The following is a 17,131-nucleotide window of genomic DNA, read 5'->3' as shown; positions in this document are numbered from 1 at the left end:
TAATGATGATTAGTTTAAGAGCGGAGTTAAGGCGTTTAAGACAGGCATTGGCAATAGCTTAAAATGATCGTAGGCTGTGTAGGTAAATTTACCTGTTACAGCGTTTATTTTAGGATGTAGAAATGTCATCTTTTTAAGCAGGATATTATCGGCCGAAGAATAAGCTGTGTATGGATCAGGTTTTTTGTTAAAGCCGGCAGGCAGAATGCTATCCGCTTGATTTTGTTTACTGGTATTAGCACCCGGCAACCTGAACTCCGGTGATAATTGCGAAGCGTCAAAGCGGTCTATTTCAGATGAATAGTTGCGTCCACCCGACGGCAGGTTTATTTTAAAAGTAAATGCCTGCTCGGTGCAATTTAGTTCGTTTGCCTGGGCATAAACCCCAATGCTTAAAAATGTTGCTATGGCAATTAGCAGTAATGTTTTCATGATAGTATTTATTAAAAACAGGATCGGCCCTGCGAAGGGCCGATCCTGTTTATGTTAGATTTAATTATTTGTTGCCGGTTTTTTTCTCTTTCCCGTAACGCAGATCAATTCACAATCCTGCGGGTTACGTTCAAACGGTGCCCTTGTCAGGAATGATAAAGAGAACAGTGATAAGAATCCCATTAATAACCGGCCCTGTTTCAACTTGCTCATGATTTTTGAATTTATGGTTGTTATATTTTGGCTACGGCTTCGCTGGTTAAAACAGCTTTTGTTGCAGTTAAAACCTCACCGCTATCTTTATTTTGTATAAAGCCCACTACTTCCCATTCTTGCTGGTTAAATTCTTTAGGAACGCTAATAATGGTTTGGCCTGTTTTTACCTCGCTTAGGGCAACTGTTTTTAAGTCGCGCACTATTTGGGTGTGCAATAAGGTTCTGCCTTCGTTTTCGCCGCGGGCAACTTTGCTGATGGCTGTTTTTTGTACAATGGCTATCAGCAATTGTTGGTTATCAGTATTGCCCGATAGTTCGTAATTTACAGCAAGCTTATCGCCGGTTTGTTGTGCTTTTAAGGAAACCTGAGCGGTTTGTGCGGTTGTTAGTGCATTCGAAATCGCTTCACGAAGTGCCGGCTCATCCGAGCCAACCATCTCGGTTTTACCATTAACTATAACTTGAGGTGTATAAACCTGGGCATTTAAATGGTAGCTATATTCTTTTTGGCGTTTTGAAAACATGGCATTGCTGAATACATCTTTCCAGCCGAGGTTATTCCAATAATCAACGTGGTAAGCTAATATGTAAACAGGCTTTTCCTGTGACTCTTTTTGGATCCTCGTCAGCAATTCATCAGCAGGAGGACAGCTTGAGCATCCCTCTGAAGTAAACAATTCTACCAAAGCAAAACCTTTTCCGGGAGTAGTGTTGTTTTCGGTTTTAGGCGCATTTATTTTACGATTAGCGTAAGCTGCGGTAGCAAGTGCCAGTGCCACGGTACCAACACAAAAGCTAAAAATTTTTAAGGTTTTCATATTTCTTGATTTTTTATTTACTTCAAAATTATACCCTAAATAGCCGCAGAAACAGCATAAAAAAGCCCAACCAGACATATCTATAGCTCAGTTGGGCATTTGTTAAGTCGAAAGTCTTAAGTTCTAAGTCTCAAGTCGGAAATCTTGAGTCAGAAATCGTTTTATTTAGAACTTAAGACTCAAGACTTAAAACTATCTATTCTCGAGCCAGCTTAAAAATACCGGCGCTTTTTCTTTATTGATGAGTAATTTCTCGGGAGTTGGAATTGTTAGTTTCACAAACAGCTTACGCATAAAATAATGCTCCACCTCTTTTATCGCACTGAAGTTAACTATGTATTGCCTGTTGAGCCTGAAGAACTGCTCCTGCGAGAGCTGACCGCTGATCTGATCAAGCGACTGGTTAACCACATATTCCTGCTGATCAAAAGTCATGATGGTCGAAAGTTCATTGCGGATGTAGAAGAAGGCTATATTATTGGACGCTATGGTGATATACTTATTATTTTTAAATACCAGGAAGCTTTTTTTACCGGCAGGAGGCGTAACCTGCGATAGCAGGCTGCTGATATCAGGAGATGAACCCTGCTGAAAGAAATTACGCAACTCGTCTACTTTTTTAAAGGCATCGGCAATATCTGTTTTTGAGAAAGGCTTGAGTACATAATCAACGCTGTTGGCCTTAAATGCCTCTAACGAATATTCATCAAACGCGGTGCAGAAAATAATAGGGCAGGACACCTTTACCGATTTAAAGATCTCAAAGCACAAACCATCCGACAGCTGGATATCCATAAAAATAAGATCAGGCTGCCTGTTTTCTGAAAGATAGGTAACTGAGCTTTCAACACTCTGCAGTTTGGTAACAATTTTTGAGTGTGGCCTTAATTCTAATATGATCGTTTCAAGCGAGCGTGCAGCCTTTAGTTCGTCTTCAATGATGATAATGTTCATGAATAATAGGTAGTTTAACTTTGAATATTTTGTCTTCTGCAATGATCTCTATGTGTTTATCAAGCAGGTGATCATAACGCAGATTGATGTTTTTAAGTCCGACACCTGTTGATGGCTCTTCAAAGCGCTTGGGCTTTATCTCGTTTTCCATAACGATGTTATCGCCCTCAACATACAATTTAATATGCAGCGGATGATCGAGCGATACCACATTATGCTTAATACAGTTTTCTATTAGCAACTGAAGGGTGAACGGGGGGATCAATGTGCCACGGTATTGTTCATTGATGGTGTTGCTGAAAATAAAACCATCTTCAAACCTGGCTTTCAGTAAAAAGTTGTAAGCGTCTACAATTTCCAGTTCGTCCGATAAATGAATGAGGTCTAATTTGCGGCTCTCTAACGTAAAACGGTAAAAATTGGAGAGTTTCAGGATGAAATCAACCGAGTGTTGGTCATTTGTCTCAACCATCGCCTTCAGGGTATTGAGACTGTTGAACAAGAAGTGTGGGTTGATCTGCTGTTTGAGCAGCTCATATTGCGCGCCAAGGTTATCGGCCTTAATACGTTCCAGTTCAACGTTAACCTGCTGGTTTTGATAGTTCTGGTACAGCAGGTTTATAAGCATATAAAACACCAGGTTTATCAGAATACCCCTTACCTCAATCATCAGCATTACCGGGCCGAAATTCAGGTGCGATAATATCAGTTGCTGTATGTAGGCTAAGGCCAGCATTACCCCCATACCTATTACCAATGTAGTAAGGAGCCGTGAATAAGAGATGCTTTTATTCAGTTGTTTATTGCCCGACTGCTTTGGTAGTGTATATATATTATAGTACCATACAAACAGCGAAAACGATGCGGTAACTGCCGAGTTCACTGCTGCTTCGGCGGGTTTGAAGTGGCGTTCGGCTATTTGGGGAACAGAAGCCAGCAGGCCAAGGAAAATTGAGCTGCTCCATATAATTCCGGGAGAAATTTTAAATGCTGTATCTTTCATTTATTGCAATATGTTTACGGAAATATGGATGGTTGCCGGACAAATATAAAGTTAATTATGGCCTGTAAGCCAAATCAGCTATCGAGATAGCCCAGGCAGTGATAATCTTTAATTTGTTTTGACTAAACACCGTAATTATTTCCTGTTGTCGCTAAATTATAACTGGGCTGGCTATTGAAACATAGGTTTATGGCGCAACCGGACATTTAGCTTCCTGAATCAGGCAATTGGGGGCCTTAATAATCAGTATGTGCAGATAAGTATGATAATGCTGGCCTATGATATTTACTGTTGATCAATGTGAGTTTCTAAATCAACCTAAAATAGTTTTGATCGAGATTTTTTAATTAAAATTGTACATTATTTCAGTTAACTGTGCTCTTTAAAAGCAAGCCGCCCAACATTGGAAATTAAAGAACTTATAGATTCTATTCATTATAATAATGATGAATCTGCCTTTAATGAACTATATAAGCTGCTGATCAATAACCTGAATCAGTTTGCCTGGTCCTTTTTGGGCGATAAGGAAGCTTGCGAGGAGATTATCAACGATCTTTTTGTAAATATCTGGACTGGCCGCCACAAGCTTAACAAGATCTCGAACCCTAAAGTATACTTTTATGTGGCTATAAAAAATGCCTGTCTTAACCATATCCGAAGTAATACCTCAAAAAGAAACCGCGACGCTCAACTTGCCGAAACCTATTATTTTCATTTATCGGTGGATCCCGCGCAATTGCTCATCAGCAAAGAGCTGCAGGCCGGAGTTCTAAACGCTGTAAACAGTTTGCCGCCCCGTTGTAAGCTCATTTTTAAAATGGTTAAGGAAGATGATCTCTCCTGCAATGAGGTAGCCGATATCCTTGGTCTCTCTAACAAAACTGTATTTGCCCAACTGGCCATCGCGTTGAAGAAACTGGATGAGGCGCTTGGGAATAAATAGGTTAATCCCCCTCAAAAAATATTTTAATTTCTTTTAGGAAAAACCTGAGGTAGCCGTGTCCTTAATGCAGAATACCAATTACTATGAGCAAATCCAGGTTTATTGAGTTAATGGCCAAAAGCATGGGCAAAACTGCCAGTGCTGAAGAATTGACCGAACTCGACATGTTTCTTGAACAATTTCCCGACTATAAAAAAACGTACAATGTTACCAATGCTTTAAAAGGAAACGGCACTGAAGCAACAGAAACAAAACCGGAAGAGATTAACGGAAACCTGGAGGAAATCTGGAACCGAATTAAAAGCTTGAACGAAAATTCGGCGAATGATGCTAAGATAAAACCAATGTTCAGGTGGCAATGGGTGGTTGCTGCTGCGGTACTGGTGCTTGTTACTACAGGCGTTTTATTTTATAACAGAGCGGCACAGCAGGATACTTTAACCGCCGAAAATATATTACATGAAATTCATGTGCCTTATGGTAAAACCGAAAAGCTCAAACTGCCCGACGGAACACTGGTTACCCTGAATGCAGGCAGTACTTTTTCGTATCCAGAAGCTTTTGAAAAAAACAGCCGGGATGTAAGCCTTACCGGCGAAGGTTTTTTTGAGGTAACTAAAAATTCTAAGAGGCCTTTTCTGGTACATACGGCCAGGCTTGTTGTAAAGGTATTAGGAACCGTTTTTAATGTAAAAGCCTACAATAACGATAAAACTGTAGAAACAACATTGCTAAAAGGTAAGGTACAGGTTGAATTAAAGAACAATCCCGAAAAAAAGATTATCCTGTTGCCTAATGAAAAGCTGATTGTTGTTAATAACCGGGAGCCTAAAAGTGTAAAGAGCAAGGAAGGTAAAATTGAATACCAGGTAACCGAATTGCCTGATGTTAAGCCGGATGAAGTGAAAGAAACAGCCTGGGTTGATAACCGCATCCTGTTCACCAACGAGATGTTTGAAGATGTGGCTGCTCAAATTGAACGCAAATACAACGTGCAGGTTGTGTTTGAAGATCGGGCGCTTCGTACCGAGCAAATAAGCGGTTTACTTGATAAAGAAACGTTGAAGGAAGCTTTAGGCATTATTGAACTGACCACGCCGTTCAATTTTAGGGTTGATGGACAAACGGTGTACCTGTCAAAGAAAGATAAATAAAAACAAAATAAACTAACTAAACACTTAATTAACAGCTTATGATATTGAAAACTTACCTGTCAGATTCCTGAAACATCCTCAAATAAACAAGGGAAGAGCTGCCACTCCTCCCCGCAAACAAATAGGATTTTATTAACGGAGTAAGCTATTGTAACACAGCACTTACTCCATCCATTTATTTTCAAAACAAATGTAATGAAAAAAACAAGAAGGGTGTTCCCGCTTCGTGGCGCGCCCGTGTGTCTCAAAGTTATTTTGCTGATGAAAGCAGTATTTTTATTGGTCATGGTTACCTGTGTGCAAGTTTCTGCAAAAGTGTACTCACAGCAGAAATTTACGCTTAACCTAAAGCAGGCCGAAGTAAGCAGTGTCCTTACCAAAATTCAAAAACAAAGTGATTACCGTTTCTTTTACAACTATGCCAGTGTTAAAAAGTTGGGCAGGGTTGATGTGGATGTAAAAGACGCAACTATTGATGAGCTGCTTGCCGTTATCATTGATGATAAGCTCTCCTATAAAATGAGTGACGATCATGTAGTGATCATTGCCAACCAGGAGGATGCCAAAAACCTTGCCCTTATAAAAGGAAAAGTTGTTGATGCCAAAGGCGAACCGCTTATTGGCGTGAATATTCGATTACAAGGGACTAATCAGGGCACTACTACCGATGCAAATGGTAATTTCAGTATTGATGCACCGGTAAATGGTGTGTTGGAAATATCTTATATCGGGTATGAAAAAAAGGTAATTACCATAACCGGAAGCCAAACTTTAAATATTACCCTCGTTGCCCTGCCATCTGCCTTGACCGAAGTTGTGGTTGTTGGTTATGGTACCAGCAAAAAGGTTGATGTTACGGGTGCAGTAGCAAGCGTTAAAGGATCGGATATTCAAAACTTGCCTGTTAGTACAGCGGCCCAGGCTTTAGATGGCCGTGCAAGTGGTGTAAGTATTGTTCGTAACGATGGTTCACCTGGCGCTGCGCCGAGCATCAGGATCCGTGGAACAGGTACAGTGAATGATGCCAATCCGTTAATTGTAATTGACGGTGTACCTACCAGTAACCCTGACGCGTTAAGTGACATTAACCCCAACGATATTGCCAGCGTCGACATTTTGAAAGACGCCTCTTCAAGCGCTATTTACGGTACACGTGCTGCGAATGGTGTGGTTTTGGTAACTACGAAAAGAGGTACTTATAATCAAAAGCTGGCAACCACTGTTAACTTTTATAGTGGGTTTTCCAACACAACTAAATATCTTAATCTGCTAACGGCTCCAGATTTATTTAAATTAAAAAGGGAACGTTATACAAATGACGGCGTAGCAATTGATGCTCCATGGGATGATAATTATTATGCTACTCAAAGAACAGATTGGCAACGGGCTATTATGGGTACAGGACATGTAACCAATGGAGATGTTAGTATACAAGGAGGTAACGATGCCTCTAATTATTACTTTTCAAGCTCTATTTATAACGAGGATGGTATTATTGATAAAACCAACTTCAAACGATACAGTACACGTATCAATTCCGAGCATAAGATAACTTCATGGTTAAAACTGGGAGAGAACGTTCAACTGACCTACGGTAATAACAATGGCTTTGATAACAATAATTCGCAAACGGGTTTGATATTTTCGGCTCTACGTTTTAACCCGGCTATACCGCTGGTAAATCCTGATGGTACTTACGGTACATCAAAGGCTTTTGCTAATCAGTTGGGTGATATCAACAGTCCCTATGCTACTATCCAAATGGCCGACAGGTACACTAAAAAGTACAGGGCCTTGGCCAACGCGTTTGCTGAAATTACCTTTTTAAAGGAGCTGAAATTGAAGGTTAACTATGCCTTTGACGGTACATTTATCCGCAATTATAATTTTAGTATCGCAGATAATAATCAAACAAGGCCAAATCCAAATTCTACCTTAACTCAATCTGAAGAGGAAGTATCGTCACAGTTGCTTGAATCTTTTCTTACGTATGATAAGGTGTTTGGCAAAAGTCACGTAACTTTTACAGGTGGTTATTCTTATCAAAACTTTAAAGATTACGGTTTTAACGCTCAAAGGGTTGGTTATGACGATACCGATCCCGATCAGCGGGTGCTTAACCAGGGCAATGGCCAATTCAATTCAAATATCTTGCCTCAACCATCTTCACTACAGTCGGGCTTTGCAAGGTTATTTTATGATTTTGACAGCAGGTACCTGGCAACCGTTACTTTTCGTGCAGACGGTTCTTCCAAATTTGCGCCCGGCAAACAGTGGGGGTACTTTCCTGCATTCTCCTTGGGCTGGAGAATTACCAGTGAAAAATTCATGAAAAATATCACCTGGATTAATAACTTGAAATTGACGGGTGGTTATGGTGAGTTGGGTAATCAAAATGTACTGCCTTTTCAGTATCTAAGCTTGATCAAAATTGGCAGTACTTATGAAAATGGTGGTTATGCCTTTGGCGGCACGGGAGTAAGTGGTGCAGCTGTTACAAGTATTGCAAATCCGGATATTACTTGGGAGCGTACTGCTATGACCAACATTACCCTTGATGCTGGTTTCCTGAATAACCAGTTAAATACCACACTTACGTATTTCAATAAGAATACTAAAGATATGCTGATATCACCGCCGGTAGTAGGTTCAGCGGGTTCGGTAGCTATTCCAAATCAAAACATCGGTACAATGAATAACAAAGGTGTCGAAGTTGAAATTAACTATCAAGGCGGCGATAAACTAAAATATTCATTCGGTGCCAATGCTTCGTTTATCAAAAATAAGGTAACTAAACTTAATGGAGAAGGTACTTTCATTGGTTCGACAGTTTACGGGCGTTCAAGCCAGGAAATCTCAAGAACATATCAGGGTCAGCCGATAGCTTCTTTTTACGGATGGAAAACAAATGGCCTTTACCAAACCCAGGCAGAAATTGATAACGATCCGGCGCTTAAAAATGATTCGCGCAAGGCTAATATCAAACCCGGCGATGTGCGTTTTCTGGATTTAAATGGCGATGGCCAGATTGATGGTAATGACCGCACCAATTTGGGCAATCCAAATCCTAATGCTACAGTTGGTTTGCAAGGCAGTCTTTCATACAAAGGTTTTGACTTTGCAGCAAACTTTACCGGCGTATTTGGTGTAAGCCTTTATAATGCCGATAGGATGCAAGGTATTGATCCAACCTATCCGTTTAATCTTTATGCCGAAGACATGAACCGCTGGACAGGGCCGGGCACAAGCAACTCGATCCCGCGTATGTCATTAGATCGTGCTAACGACAATTATCGCACATCCGATCTGTTTGTCGAAAGCGGAAATTACTTTGCCCTCAAAAATGCCACTTTAGGTTATACTTTACCTGCAAGCTGGGCTAAAAAAGCGACACTGAAAAGCGTAAGGTTATATGCATCAGGTCAAAACATATTTTTTATAACCAATTATAAAGGATACACCCCTGAGCTTGGTTATACTAACGGCAACCTGCAGCGTGGGGTTGATGTGGCCCAGTACCCTACGGTACGTACAATTACATTCGGTATAACTGCTAAACTTTAAAATCATGAAATCGAAAATTACAATATATATGGTTATAGGGCTGGCGTTACTCAACAGCGCCTGTAAAAAAGCACTTGATCTTAAACAACAAGGGGTTTATACCTCAGATAATTATTTCAGGAACGAAGTTGATGCTGTAAATGCGGTTTCCGGTATTTATAGCCTTTTGGAAGAAGAGGATTATGTTGGCCACGCGGAGGCTACATTTGATGTTCCATCTGACGATTACTGGCGTTCAGGTGATCATAGCGAGGATGAGGGCATTGAGAACTTAACTTATGATGCTTCAAATGCAGCCATCAGGTATCCATGGAAATGGAGGTATGAAACCATCAACCGGGCAACCAATTGCATCATTAACATCCCAAAGATCACCGCAATATCTGCCGATATTAAAAATCGGAGTATGGGCGAAGCTTATTTTTTACGTGCCTTTGGCTACTGGCGTTTAATGATCATTCATGGCGATGTACCTATCATTACCGAAGATGATTACTCAAAACAAACTTTTAATGTTCCAAAATCGCCAATTGAAGAAGTACGAAAACAGATCGAGTCGGACTTGTTGAAAGCGGTGGATCTTTTGCCTGAAAGCTATGGCTCTGCCGACCGCGGCCGTGTAAGCAAAGGAACTGCATTGGGCTTATTAACCAAGCTTTACATGTATTGGGAAAAACTTCCTGAGGCAATTGCAACCGGTCAAAAAGTGATTTCCAATTCACATTACGCGTTGGCTGCTAACTACGCCGATAATTTTACCCGTGCTAACGAAACCAGCACCGAGTTGCTTTTTTCGATCCAGGCTGTACAAACCGTTGTACAAAATGACTTTACAGTTTATTACATTCCAAGATCATGGAACGGTTATGGCTTTAGTCAGCCATTACAGGGACTTGCCAATGAGTTTGAGGCAGGGGATCCGCGTAAACAGGCTACTTTATTAAGCGTTGGCGACAAGGTTGATCTGGGTGATGGCAAGGGCTTGACAACGTTTACCGCCGATCTTTCTGCTACTGGTTATGCATTTAAAAAGTACGCTGTATTTAATACTGAAGCTGATGGCGGTGGAGTTGACCACAGTTATGCTGTGCCTCTAATGCGTTCTGCAGATATTTATTTATTAGTTGCCGAAGCCTTGATCCGTACACAAGGTGCCGGAGCTGGTGACGCTTTGATCAACCAGATCAGGCATAGGGCTTCTCCACTGTTAAAACCTGTTTCAGGAGCTGGCATGAAAGAGCTGATCCATGAGCGTCGAGTTGAACTGGCGGGTGAAGATCAACGCCATCAGGACCTGATGCGCTGGGATAAAGCTAAAATTGTGGATATAGCGGCAATTTATAACCTTGCTGTTTCCAAAGCTCCGCTTGATCAAAACAAAACGGTAACCTTTGTACGCCCTAAAAACTATTACTTCCCAATCCCCCAGGTTGAGATTGATAAGAGTAAAGGTGTGTTAGTACAGAACCCTAATTTTAAATAATTATATCCTTATACCGGCAATAGGGGAGAGCCTCCTGTTGCCGGTATTTATTTCCAGCGTTTAATTATCTGTTGATGAGAAAGTGTTTACTTGTTTTAGCTGCTATTATTTCATTCGGCCTTAAAGCCGGTGCCCAGGTTGATCAGAAAGCCTCGTACGATTTTATTGAAAGAGTAATTCCCGGCAAAGGTAATTTGTTTGTTGTTGAGGCTATCCCGCAACAAAACGGCAAAGATGTATTTGAATTGGAAAGCCGTAATGGTAAAATTGTGCTGAGAGGTAATAATGGCCTTTCTATAGCATCAGCACTAAATTACTATCTTAAAAATTATTGCTTTTGCGATATCGGCTGGAATGGCACAAACCTTAATTTGCCTGCTACTTTGCCGTCAGTTAAAGGCCTCATCCATAAAACCACGCCTTACCAATATCGCTACTACTTAAATTACTGCACGTTTAATTACACCATGGCCTGGTGGGATTGGGAACGCTGGCAAAAAGAAATTGACTGGATGGCCCTGAACGGTATCAATATGCCGCTGGCCATAACCGGCGAAGAAGCCGTTTGGCAAACCGTTTACAAAGACATGGGGTTTACTGATAAACAACTATATGAGTTTTTTAGCGGCCCTGCTTATTTTTCATGGTTTTGGATGGGGAACATTGATGCCTGGGGCGGCCCGCTGCCGCAACATTGGATGGACTCGCATAAAGCATTACAAAAAAAGATTTTAGAGCGCGAACGCTCATTTGGGATGACGCCTGTATTGTCGTCATTTACCGGCCATGTGCCGCCATCATTTAAAGATAAATTCCCCGCTGCTAAGGTTAAAAGAACCAACTGGGATGCCGGGTTTCCAGATGTTTTTATACTTGATCCCGACGATCCGATGTTTGAAACCATCGGTAAAAAATATATAGAGGCACAAACAAAAGAGTTCGGTACCGACCACCTGTACTCGGCCGATACTTTTAATGAAAACGTGCCGCCAACAAATGATTCAACCTACCTGGATGGTATGAGTAAGAAAGTATTCAACTCTATGGTTGCTGCCGATCCTAAAGCTATCTGGGTAATGCAGGGTTGGATGTTTCACTATAATAACAAATTCTGGCAGCCGCAACAGATTAAAGCGCTGCTTAACGCTGTGCCAAACGAGCAGATGATCGTGCTTGATTTGTACAGCGATGCCCACCCGGTTTGGAACCGTACGGAAGCTTACTATGGCAAACCATGGATCTGGAGTATGCTCCAAAACTTTGGCGGGAACATCAGCCTGTTTGGTCGTATGCGCCATGTAGCTGCCGATCCGGCCATGGCCCTGCATGATCCTGAATCAAAAAATATGCGTGGCATTGGTGTTACACCCGAAGGTATCGAACAAAACCCTGCGCTGTTTGCACTAATGTTGGAAAACGTTTGGAACGATACCCCGATTGATGCCGATAAATGGGTAGCTAACTATGCGCAGCGCCGTTACGGACAAGCTAACAATCAGGCAGATGAAGCATGGCACATCCTGTTAAATTCGGTGTACTCAGGCGGCCTAACCGAAGGCGGCCCAGAATCGATCATTGTGGCAAGGCCGACAATAAAAAAATATATCGACAGGGTAATGACCAAACTGGATTATGACCCTATGCAATTGGTTAAAGCCTGGACGCTACTCATAAATGCTGCCGACAGCCTAAAACAAAGTGATGGTTTTCAGTATGACCTGGTTGATGTTACCCGGCAGGTGTTGGCCAATTATGCAAGTCCGCTACAGCAGAAAATGGCTCAGGCTTATCAGAATAAGGATCAGCAACAATTTAAATTATATAGCAGCCAATTCCTGGAGCTCATGGATGATATGGACGCGCTGCTAAGCACGCGCAAAGATTTCCTGTTAGGCAAATGGATCAACGAAGCAAGGACTAACGGAGTAACTGATAAGGAGAAAAACCTTTACGAGTTTAACGCCCGCGATTTGGTTACCCTTTGGGGCGATAAAGAAAGCGGTTTGCGCGAATATTCCAATCGCCAATGGGCGGGCTTAATTAAGGAATATTACAAACCACGTTGGGTAATGTACTTTGGGCAGTTGGATAAGTCGTTATCAACCAAAACCGACTTTAATGCCGAAGCCTTTGATAAGCAGGTAAAGGATTGGGAGTGGCAATGGGTGAACAAGCATGATAATGCTTATACCGATGCAGTAAAAGGTGATGCCATTGAAAAATCAAAGCAATTGTTTGCTAAGTATAACGCGGTGATTTTACGTACGCGATAAAAAAATATGAAGTTGAAGACTTACGAAGTTTTCAAAACTTCGTAAGTCTGGATTTTTGAAGAATCATGAGAATACGCTACGCTATATTTACATTTATCTTACTACTAACCGCTTTCACAGCAGCCCACAGCCAGGGCTCAAACGATCATATTTTTCCAGCCACAGCAGTTGCAAAGCCTTATATTGATTTTGACAGCAAAGGCTTTATTGTTCAGGGTAAACGCACATTTATCGCATCGGCCGGGTTGGAATACGCCCGCATCCCGCATGAACTTTGGTATGATAGATTACTGCGGATAAAACGGGCGGGTTTTAACTGTATAGAGATCTATACCATCTGGAATTTTCATGAAGAGCAGCCCGGTAAATTCAATTTCAACGGCGACCGTGACCTTGGGAAATTCCTGGATATAGTAAAACAGTTGGGCTTATATGCTATTGTTCGCGTTGGCCCGTATTACTGTGCTGAGTGGGATAACGGCGGCTACCCGATATGGCTTAAATTTAAAAAAGGCCTGAGGGTACGTGAGGACAATAAACCATTTGAGCAATATGTAGATCGCTTTTTCGATCATCTTTTGCCGGTAGTATTCCAAAGACAGATCAATAAAGGTGGCGCAGTAATACTGGTTCAGCTTGAAAACGAGCATCCTAATGGTTGGGGAACTGTAATGCCTGATGGTTATTTCAAACACCTGCAGGCGAAGGCTTCGGATCTGGGCTTGCAGGTACCATATTTCTTCAGCGGTTTACATCATGCCAGCGACCCGGCGGGCGATGGAAAGCTTGACGATGATAAACGGCCAAACCCGTGGTTTTCTACCGAGTTCTGGGCCGTTTGGTATTCGCAATATGGTGCTAAGCCGGGCGATGCTGAGCTTTATGACAGGCGTACCTGGAAAATCATTGCTCACGGTGGTAATGGTTATAATTACTACATGGCCCATGGCGGTTCAAATTTTGGCTATACCAATAATGATGAGGACGCAGCTTCATACGATTATGGCACTGGTATAGGCCAGGCCGGTGATCTGCGACCAATCTATTACACTTTTAAACGGGCCGCATGGTTCTCCCGCAGTTTTCAGAATGTATTGGAGAACAGCACTAACGCTGCGGAAACATACAAAGGCATTGCCGTTAACACAACGGTTAAAATATCTGCCCGTACAAGCCCGGCAGGTGATCTGATATTCCTGGATAATCCGGGTACATCTAAGGTAAGTTCATCATTAAATATCAAGGGTAACGAGAACCTGTTTGCGGGAAAAAAGATCAGCCTACAGCCCAAAGAGATTTATCCGTTGGTACACAATTATAGGCTTAACGATGAGGTTACGCTTGATTGGGCACTTACCCGCGTGTTTGCTATTGTTAAGCAGGCTAATACCACAACTATAATTGTTGAGGCTGAAGCCGATGATCCGCTGCTTCTTCGTTTCAATACTAAAGAGACAGCTTCATCAGCAAAGGCTTCGGTAAAAATCGATAACAATAATGTGCTTATCGATGAGCAAATGCCGGCAATCGCGGAAAAGGTTGTTGAATATAGTTTTAACGTTGGTTCGCAAACTGTAAGGGTTTTAGTCATGAATCGTGCTTTAACCGATAAAACGTGGATTACCGAAAGCGAAGACAAAAACTACATCATCACTGGGTTGAACTATGTTGGTGAGGCATCGGTTAAAAATGGCCAGTTAAAATTAATAGCAGAAACGCCTTTAACCGAGAGCATAATTCAGAAAGCGGTATTATATACTGATCGCAAGGAGATACCATTCAGCCTTGATGCGCAGAAAGGCAATCAGCAGTCAACTATCAGCTTAGCTAACTGGCAATATAAAAACGCAGCCGTTAACGCGGCAACAAATGTAAACACAAGCAGCTGGCTCAAATCAAAGGATCCGAAGCCAATGGGAGCGGATGACGATATAACTGCCGATGCCTGGTATAGGACTATCATAAATATACCATCCAACGGAAAATATACCCTGCAGGTAAAAGGTGGCGGCAGGGGTCAAGCTTTTATTGACAGCAAACCCACGGCTAAATGGAAACTGAATGATAATGAATTAACGCTTAACCTTATCAAAGGCAAACATACACTGGCCGTTTTTGCGGCACATGATGGCCGCGATAAGCTGGCTGCCTATCTTGGCCCGATAGATGAAGTAGACAGCAAAGGCCTTTTCGGTAAGGCCTTGATCAAAAAGGGCGGACCGTTCATTTCTGAGCTTGGTGACTGGTATTTTGCCAAAGCCAACAAAAAAGACGATGTAAAGCAAGGACCACCGGCATTTGATACATTGATATACAAAAAATATAAAATAGGCAATGATGTTTTTAACCTGAAAGAGGGTTTTGCCTGGTTTCACACAACTATTCCGCAGCAGCCGGCGGGGACTTCAAAATTAGCAGTGCTGTTTAAAAGCGTTGACGAAAACGCCACCGTATTTATTAACGGTAAACAAGTAGCCCATCATGACGGCTGGAACCAGCCATTTGAAGTGAACATTATTGATGCAGAAACCTTAAAACACCCGGTTGATCTTATCCTTTTTATTGAAAATTACTCAAATGAAGGAGGCATCGATCAATCTGTAAAAATCAATGCCATAGGTGATGCCACAGCGGTAATTAACTGGCAATTAAAAGGTGGTCCGGGTGATGCGCAAGCTATTCAGGGCTGGACTAAGCTTGACGCAGCAAAGCAAATGAAAAATGCTCCGGCCTTTTATCGCACAACTTTCAACTTGCCTCAATCAAACGGAAATACATTCATCTGGCGTTTTGATCCTGTTGGTTTAGGTCACGGTTCTGTTTGGGTTAACGGTCATAACCTTGGCAGGTATCCCGAAAAACTGGATCTGAAAAGCCTTTATATCCCCGAATGCTGGCTTAAACCGGGTTTAAACCAGGTGGTGGTTTATGACGAAGAAGGCAATAGTATCAATAAAACCCGCATTGTGGCCGAAGAAGCAGCGGGCAGATCAATCAAAGAAATTTCAATACCCCTTAATTAATAGAATAGCAGAAAATGGCTACAATAACCGAAAGATTTACCGCACTTGATGTTTTCCGTGGTATGACCATTTGCTTCATGATCATCGTTAACGCCCCCGGCTCGGGGGCAAACGTATGGTCGCCGCTTGACCATGCATCCTGGATTGGTTTTACACCTACCGATCTGGTTTTTCCATCATTCCTTTTTGCAGTTGGCAACGCGCTTAGTTTCTCTAAAAAGAAATTTGAAACGGATGCCGCTTTTATAGGCAAGATCTTTAAGCGCACGGTGATCATTTTCCTGCTGGGGTATCTGATGTACTGGTTCCCTTTCTTCCATCGTGAAGCGGGTAATTGGGTGTTTAACCCACTAAGCCATACCCGTATCATGGGCGTGTTGCAGCGAATAGCGCTGTGCTACTTTTTTGGCGCACTGATAGTTCATTATTGCTCGCAAAAGACGGCCATCGTTATCTCTGCTGTGCTTTTATTGGGCTACTGGGCATTCCTGATATTTTGCGGCGAACAGGGTAAAGAGTATACCATGCTTGGCAATGCGGGCACCCGATTAGATATTGTGTTAATGGGAAACGATCATTTATATCACGATAAAGGCGGTCCGATAGCTTTTGACCCGGAGGGTTTACTCAGCACCATGACAGCCATTGTGAATGTAATTGGCGGTTATCTGGCCGGAGCGTTTATACAGCGTAAGGGTAAAAACTATGAGTCGGTTGCCCGTTTGTTTATGTGCGGTGTTTTACTGATTGCTATTTCCTTATTCTGGGCGCAATTTTTCCCAGTTGCTAAAAAACTATGGACGAGCTCATTTACACTACTTACTATCGGTATTGATCTTTTACTGTTAGGCTTCATGGTATTTGCTATCGAGATAAAAAAGATCAAGAGTGGTACAAATTTCTTTCAGGTTTTCGGGCGCAATTCACTGGCTATTTACCTGCTTTCGGAGTTGCTGTTAACAGTTTTTCAAACCATTTGGGTAAAACCACAGCTAAGCTTTTACGACTGGATAAACCAGGTGCTTTATCAAAAGATCTTCCCCGGCGCATTTGGTACACTGGTATTTGCACTATGTTATATGATGCTTTGCTGGCTGGTGGCTTGGGTGCTTGATAAAAAGAAGATCTATATAAAAATATAACAATTTACGTAGAGATGCATAATTGCGTCTCTAATTGTACAGAGACGGCATACACTTTAAATGCCCGTGCAAAGCAGGAGACGCAATTATGCGTCTTTACATTAGTGTTTTAAATTATTGATTGCG

11 protein-coding genes are annotated in these 17,131 nt (G+C 42.0%); 7 read left to right on the top strand and 4 right to left on the bottom strand.

Going from position 1 to position 17,131, the window contains the following annotated elements; translation table 11 throughout:
• Nucleotides 1-9: 9 nt before the first annotated feature.
• The 4 genes from ABID99_RS18360 to ABID99_RS18345 all read right to left on the bottom strand — a co-directional run bounded on the left by ABID99_RS18360 (nt 10) and on the right by ABID99_RS18345 (nt 3,423).
• Nucleotides 10-432, bottom strand: a complete 423-nt coding sequence (locus ABID99_RS18360) for a hypothetical protein (protein ID WP_373614710.1) — start codon at nt 430-432, stop codon at nt 10-12.
• A 233-nt stretch (nt 433-665) separates the two neighbouring features.
• Nucleotides 666-1,466 carry a DUF1223 domain-containing protein gene (locus tag ABID99_RS18355; protein WP_373614709.1) on the bottom strand — a complete coding sequence of 267 codons (801 nt, stop codon included), beginning with the start codon at nt 1,464-1,466 and terminating at the stop codon, nt 666-668.
• 192 nt (nt 1,467-1,658) lie between these two features.
• Complete coding sequence (locus ABID99_RS18350; protein WP_373614708.1) at nt 1,659-2,420, bottom strand: LytR/AlgR family response regulator transcription factor; 762 nt, start codon at nt 2,418-2,420, stop codon at nt 1,659-1,661.
• Nucleotides 2,401-3,423, bottom strand: coding sequence for a sensor histidine kinase (locus ABID99_RS18345; protein WP_373614707.1), 1,023 nt, complete (start codon nt 3,421-3,423; stop codon nt 2,401-2,403). Before ABID99_RS18345 ends, ABID99_RS18350 begins: the two co-directional genes overlap by 20 nt.
• A 403-nt stretch (nt 3,424-3,826) precedes the next feature.
• Here ABID99_RS18345 and ABID99_RS18340 point away from each other — a divergent pair, with 403 nt between their 5' ends.
• The 7 genes from ABID99_RS18340 to ABID99_RS18310 all read left to right on the top strand — a co-directional run bounded on the left by ABID99_RS18340 (nt 3,827) and on the right by ABID99_RS18310 (nt 17,005).
• Complete coding sequence (locus ABID99_RS18340) at nt 3,827-4,366, top strand: RNA polymerase sigma-70 factor (protein ID WP_175489876.1); 540 nt, start codon at nt 3,827-3,829, stop codon at nt 4,364-4,366.
• A gap of 83 nt (nt 4,367-4,449) precedes the next feature.
• Nucleotides 4,450-5,520, top strand: coding sequence for a FecR family protein (locus ABID99_RS18335; protein ID WP_373614706.1), 1,071 nt, complete (start codon nt 4,450-4,452; stop codon nt 5,518-5,520).
• 195 nt (nt 5,521-5,715) lie between these two features.
• Nucleotides 5,716-9,084, top strand: coding sequence for a TonB-dependent receptor (locus ABID99_RS18330; RefSeq protein ID WP_176623289.1), 3,369 nt, complete (start codon nt 5,716-5,718; stop codon nt 9,082-9,084).
• A gap of 4 nt (nt 9,085-9,088) precedes the next feature.
• Nucleotides 9,089-10,567, top strand: coding sequence for a RagB/SusD family nutrient uptake outer membrane protein (locus ABID99_RS18325; protein WP_090523568.1), 1,479 nt, complete (start codon nt 9,089-9,091; stop codon nt 10,565-10,567).
• 74 nt (nt 10,568-10,641) lie between these two features.
• Nucleotides 10,642-12,840 (top strand): alpha-N-acetylglucosaminidase, encoded by a 2,199-nt coding sequence (locus ABID99_RS18320; protein WP_373614705.1) that lies wholly within the window; start codon nt 10,642-10,644, stop codon nt 12,838-12,840.
• 65 nt (nt 12,841-12,905) lie between these two features.
• Nucleotides 12,906-15,863 carry a beta-galactosidase gene (locus ABID99_RS18315; protein WP_373614704.1) on the top strand — a complete coding sequence of 986 codons (2,958 nt, stop codon included), beginning with the start codon at nt 12,906-12,908 and terminating at the stop codon, nt 15,861-15,863.
• A 14-nt stretch (nt 15,864-15,877) separates the two neighbouring features.
• Nucleotides 15,878-17,005 carry an acyltransferase family protein gene (locus ABID99_RS18310; protein ID WP_373614703.1) on the top strand — a complete coding sequence of 376 codons (1,128 nt, stop codon included), beginning with the start codon at nt 15,878-15,880 and terminating at the stop codon, nt 17,003-17,005.
• Nucleotides 17,006-17,131 lie beyond the last annotated feature (126 nt).

It is taken from the genome of Mucilaginibacter sp. OAE612 (assembly GCF_041806395.1).
In the GTDB taxonomy this organism is placed as follows: domain Bacteria; phylum Bacteroidota; class Bacteroidia; order Sphingobacteriales; family Sphingobacteriaceae; genus Mucilaginibacter; species Mucilaginibacter rubeus.
The sequence above is the reverse complement of the archived record's forward strand: the minus strand, read 5'-3'. Positions and strand labels throughout refer to the sequence as shown.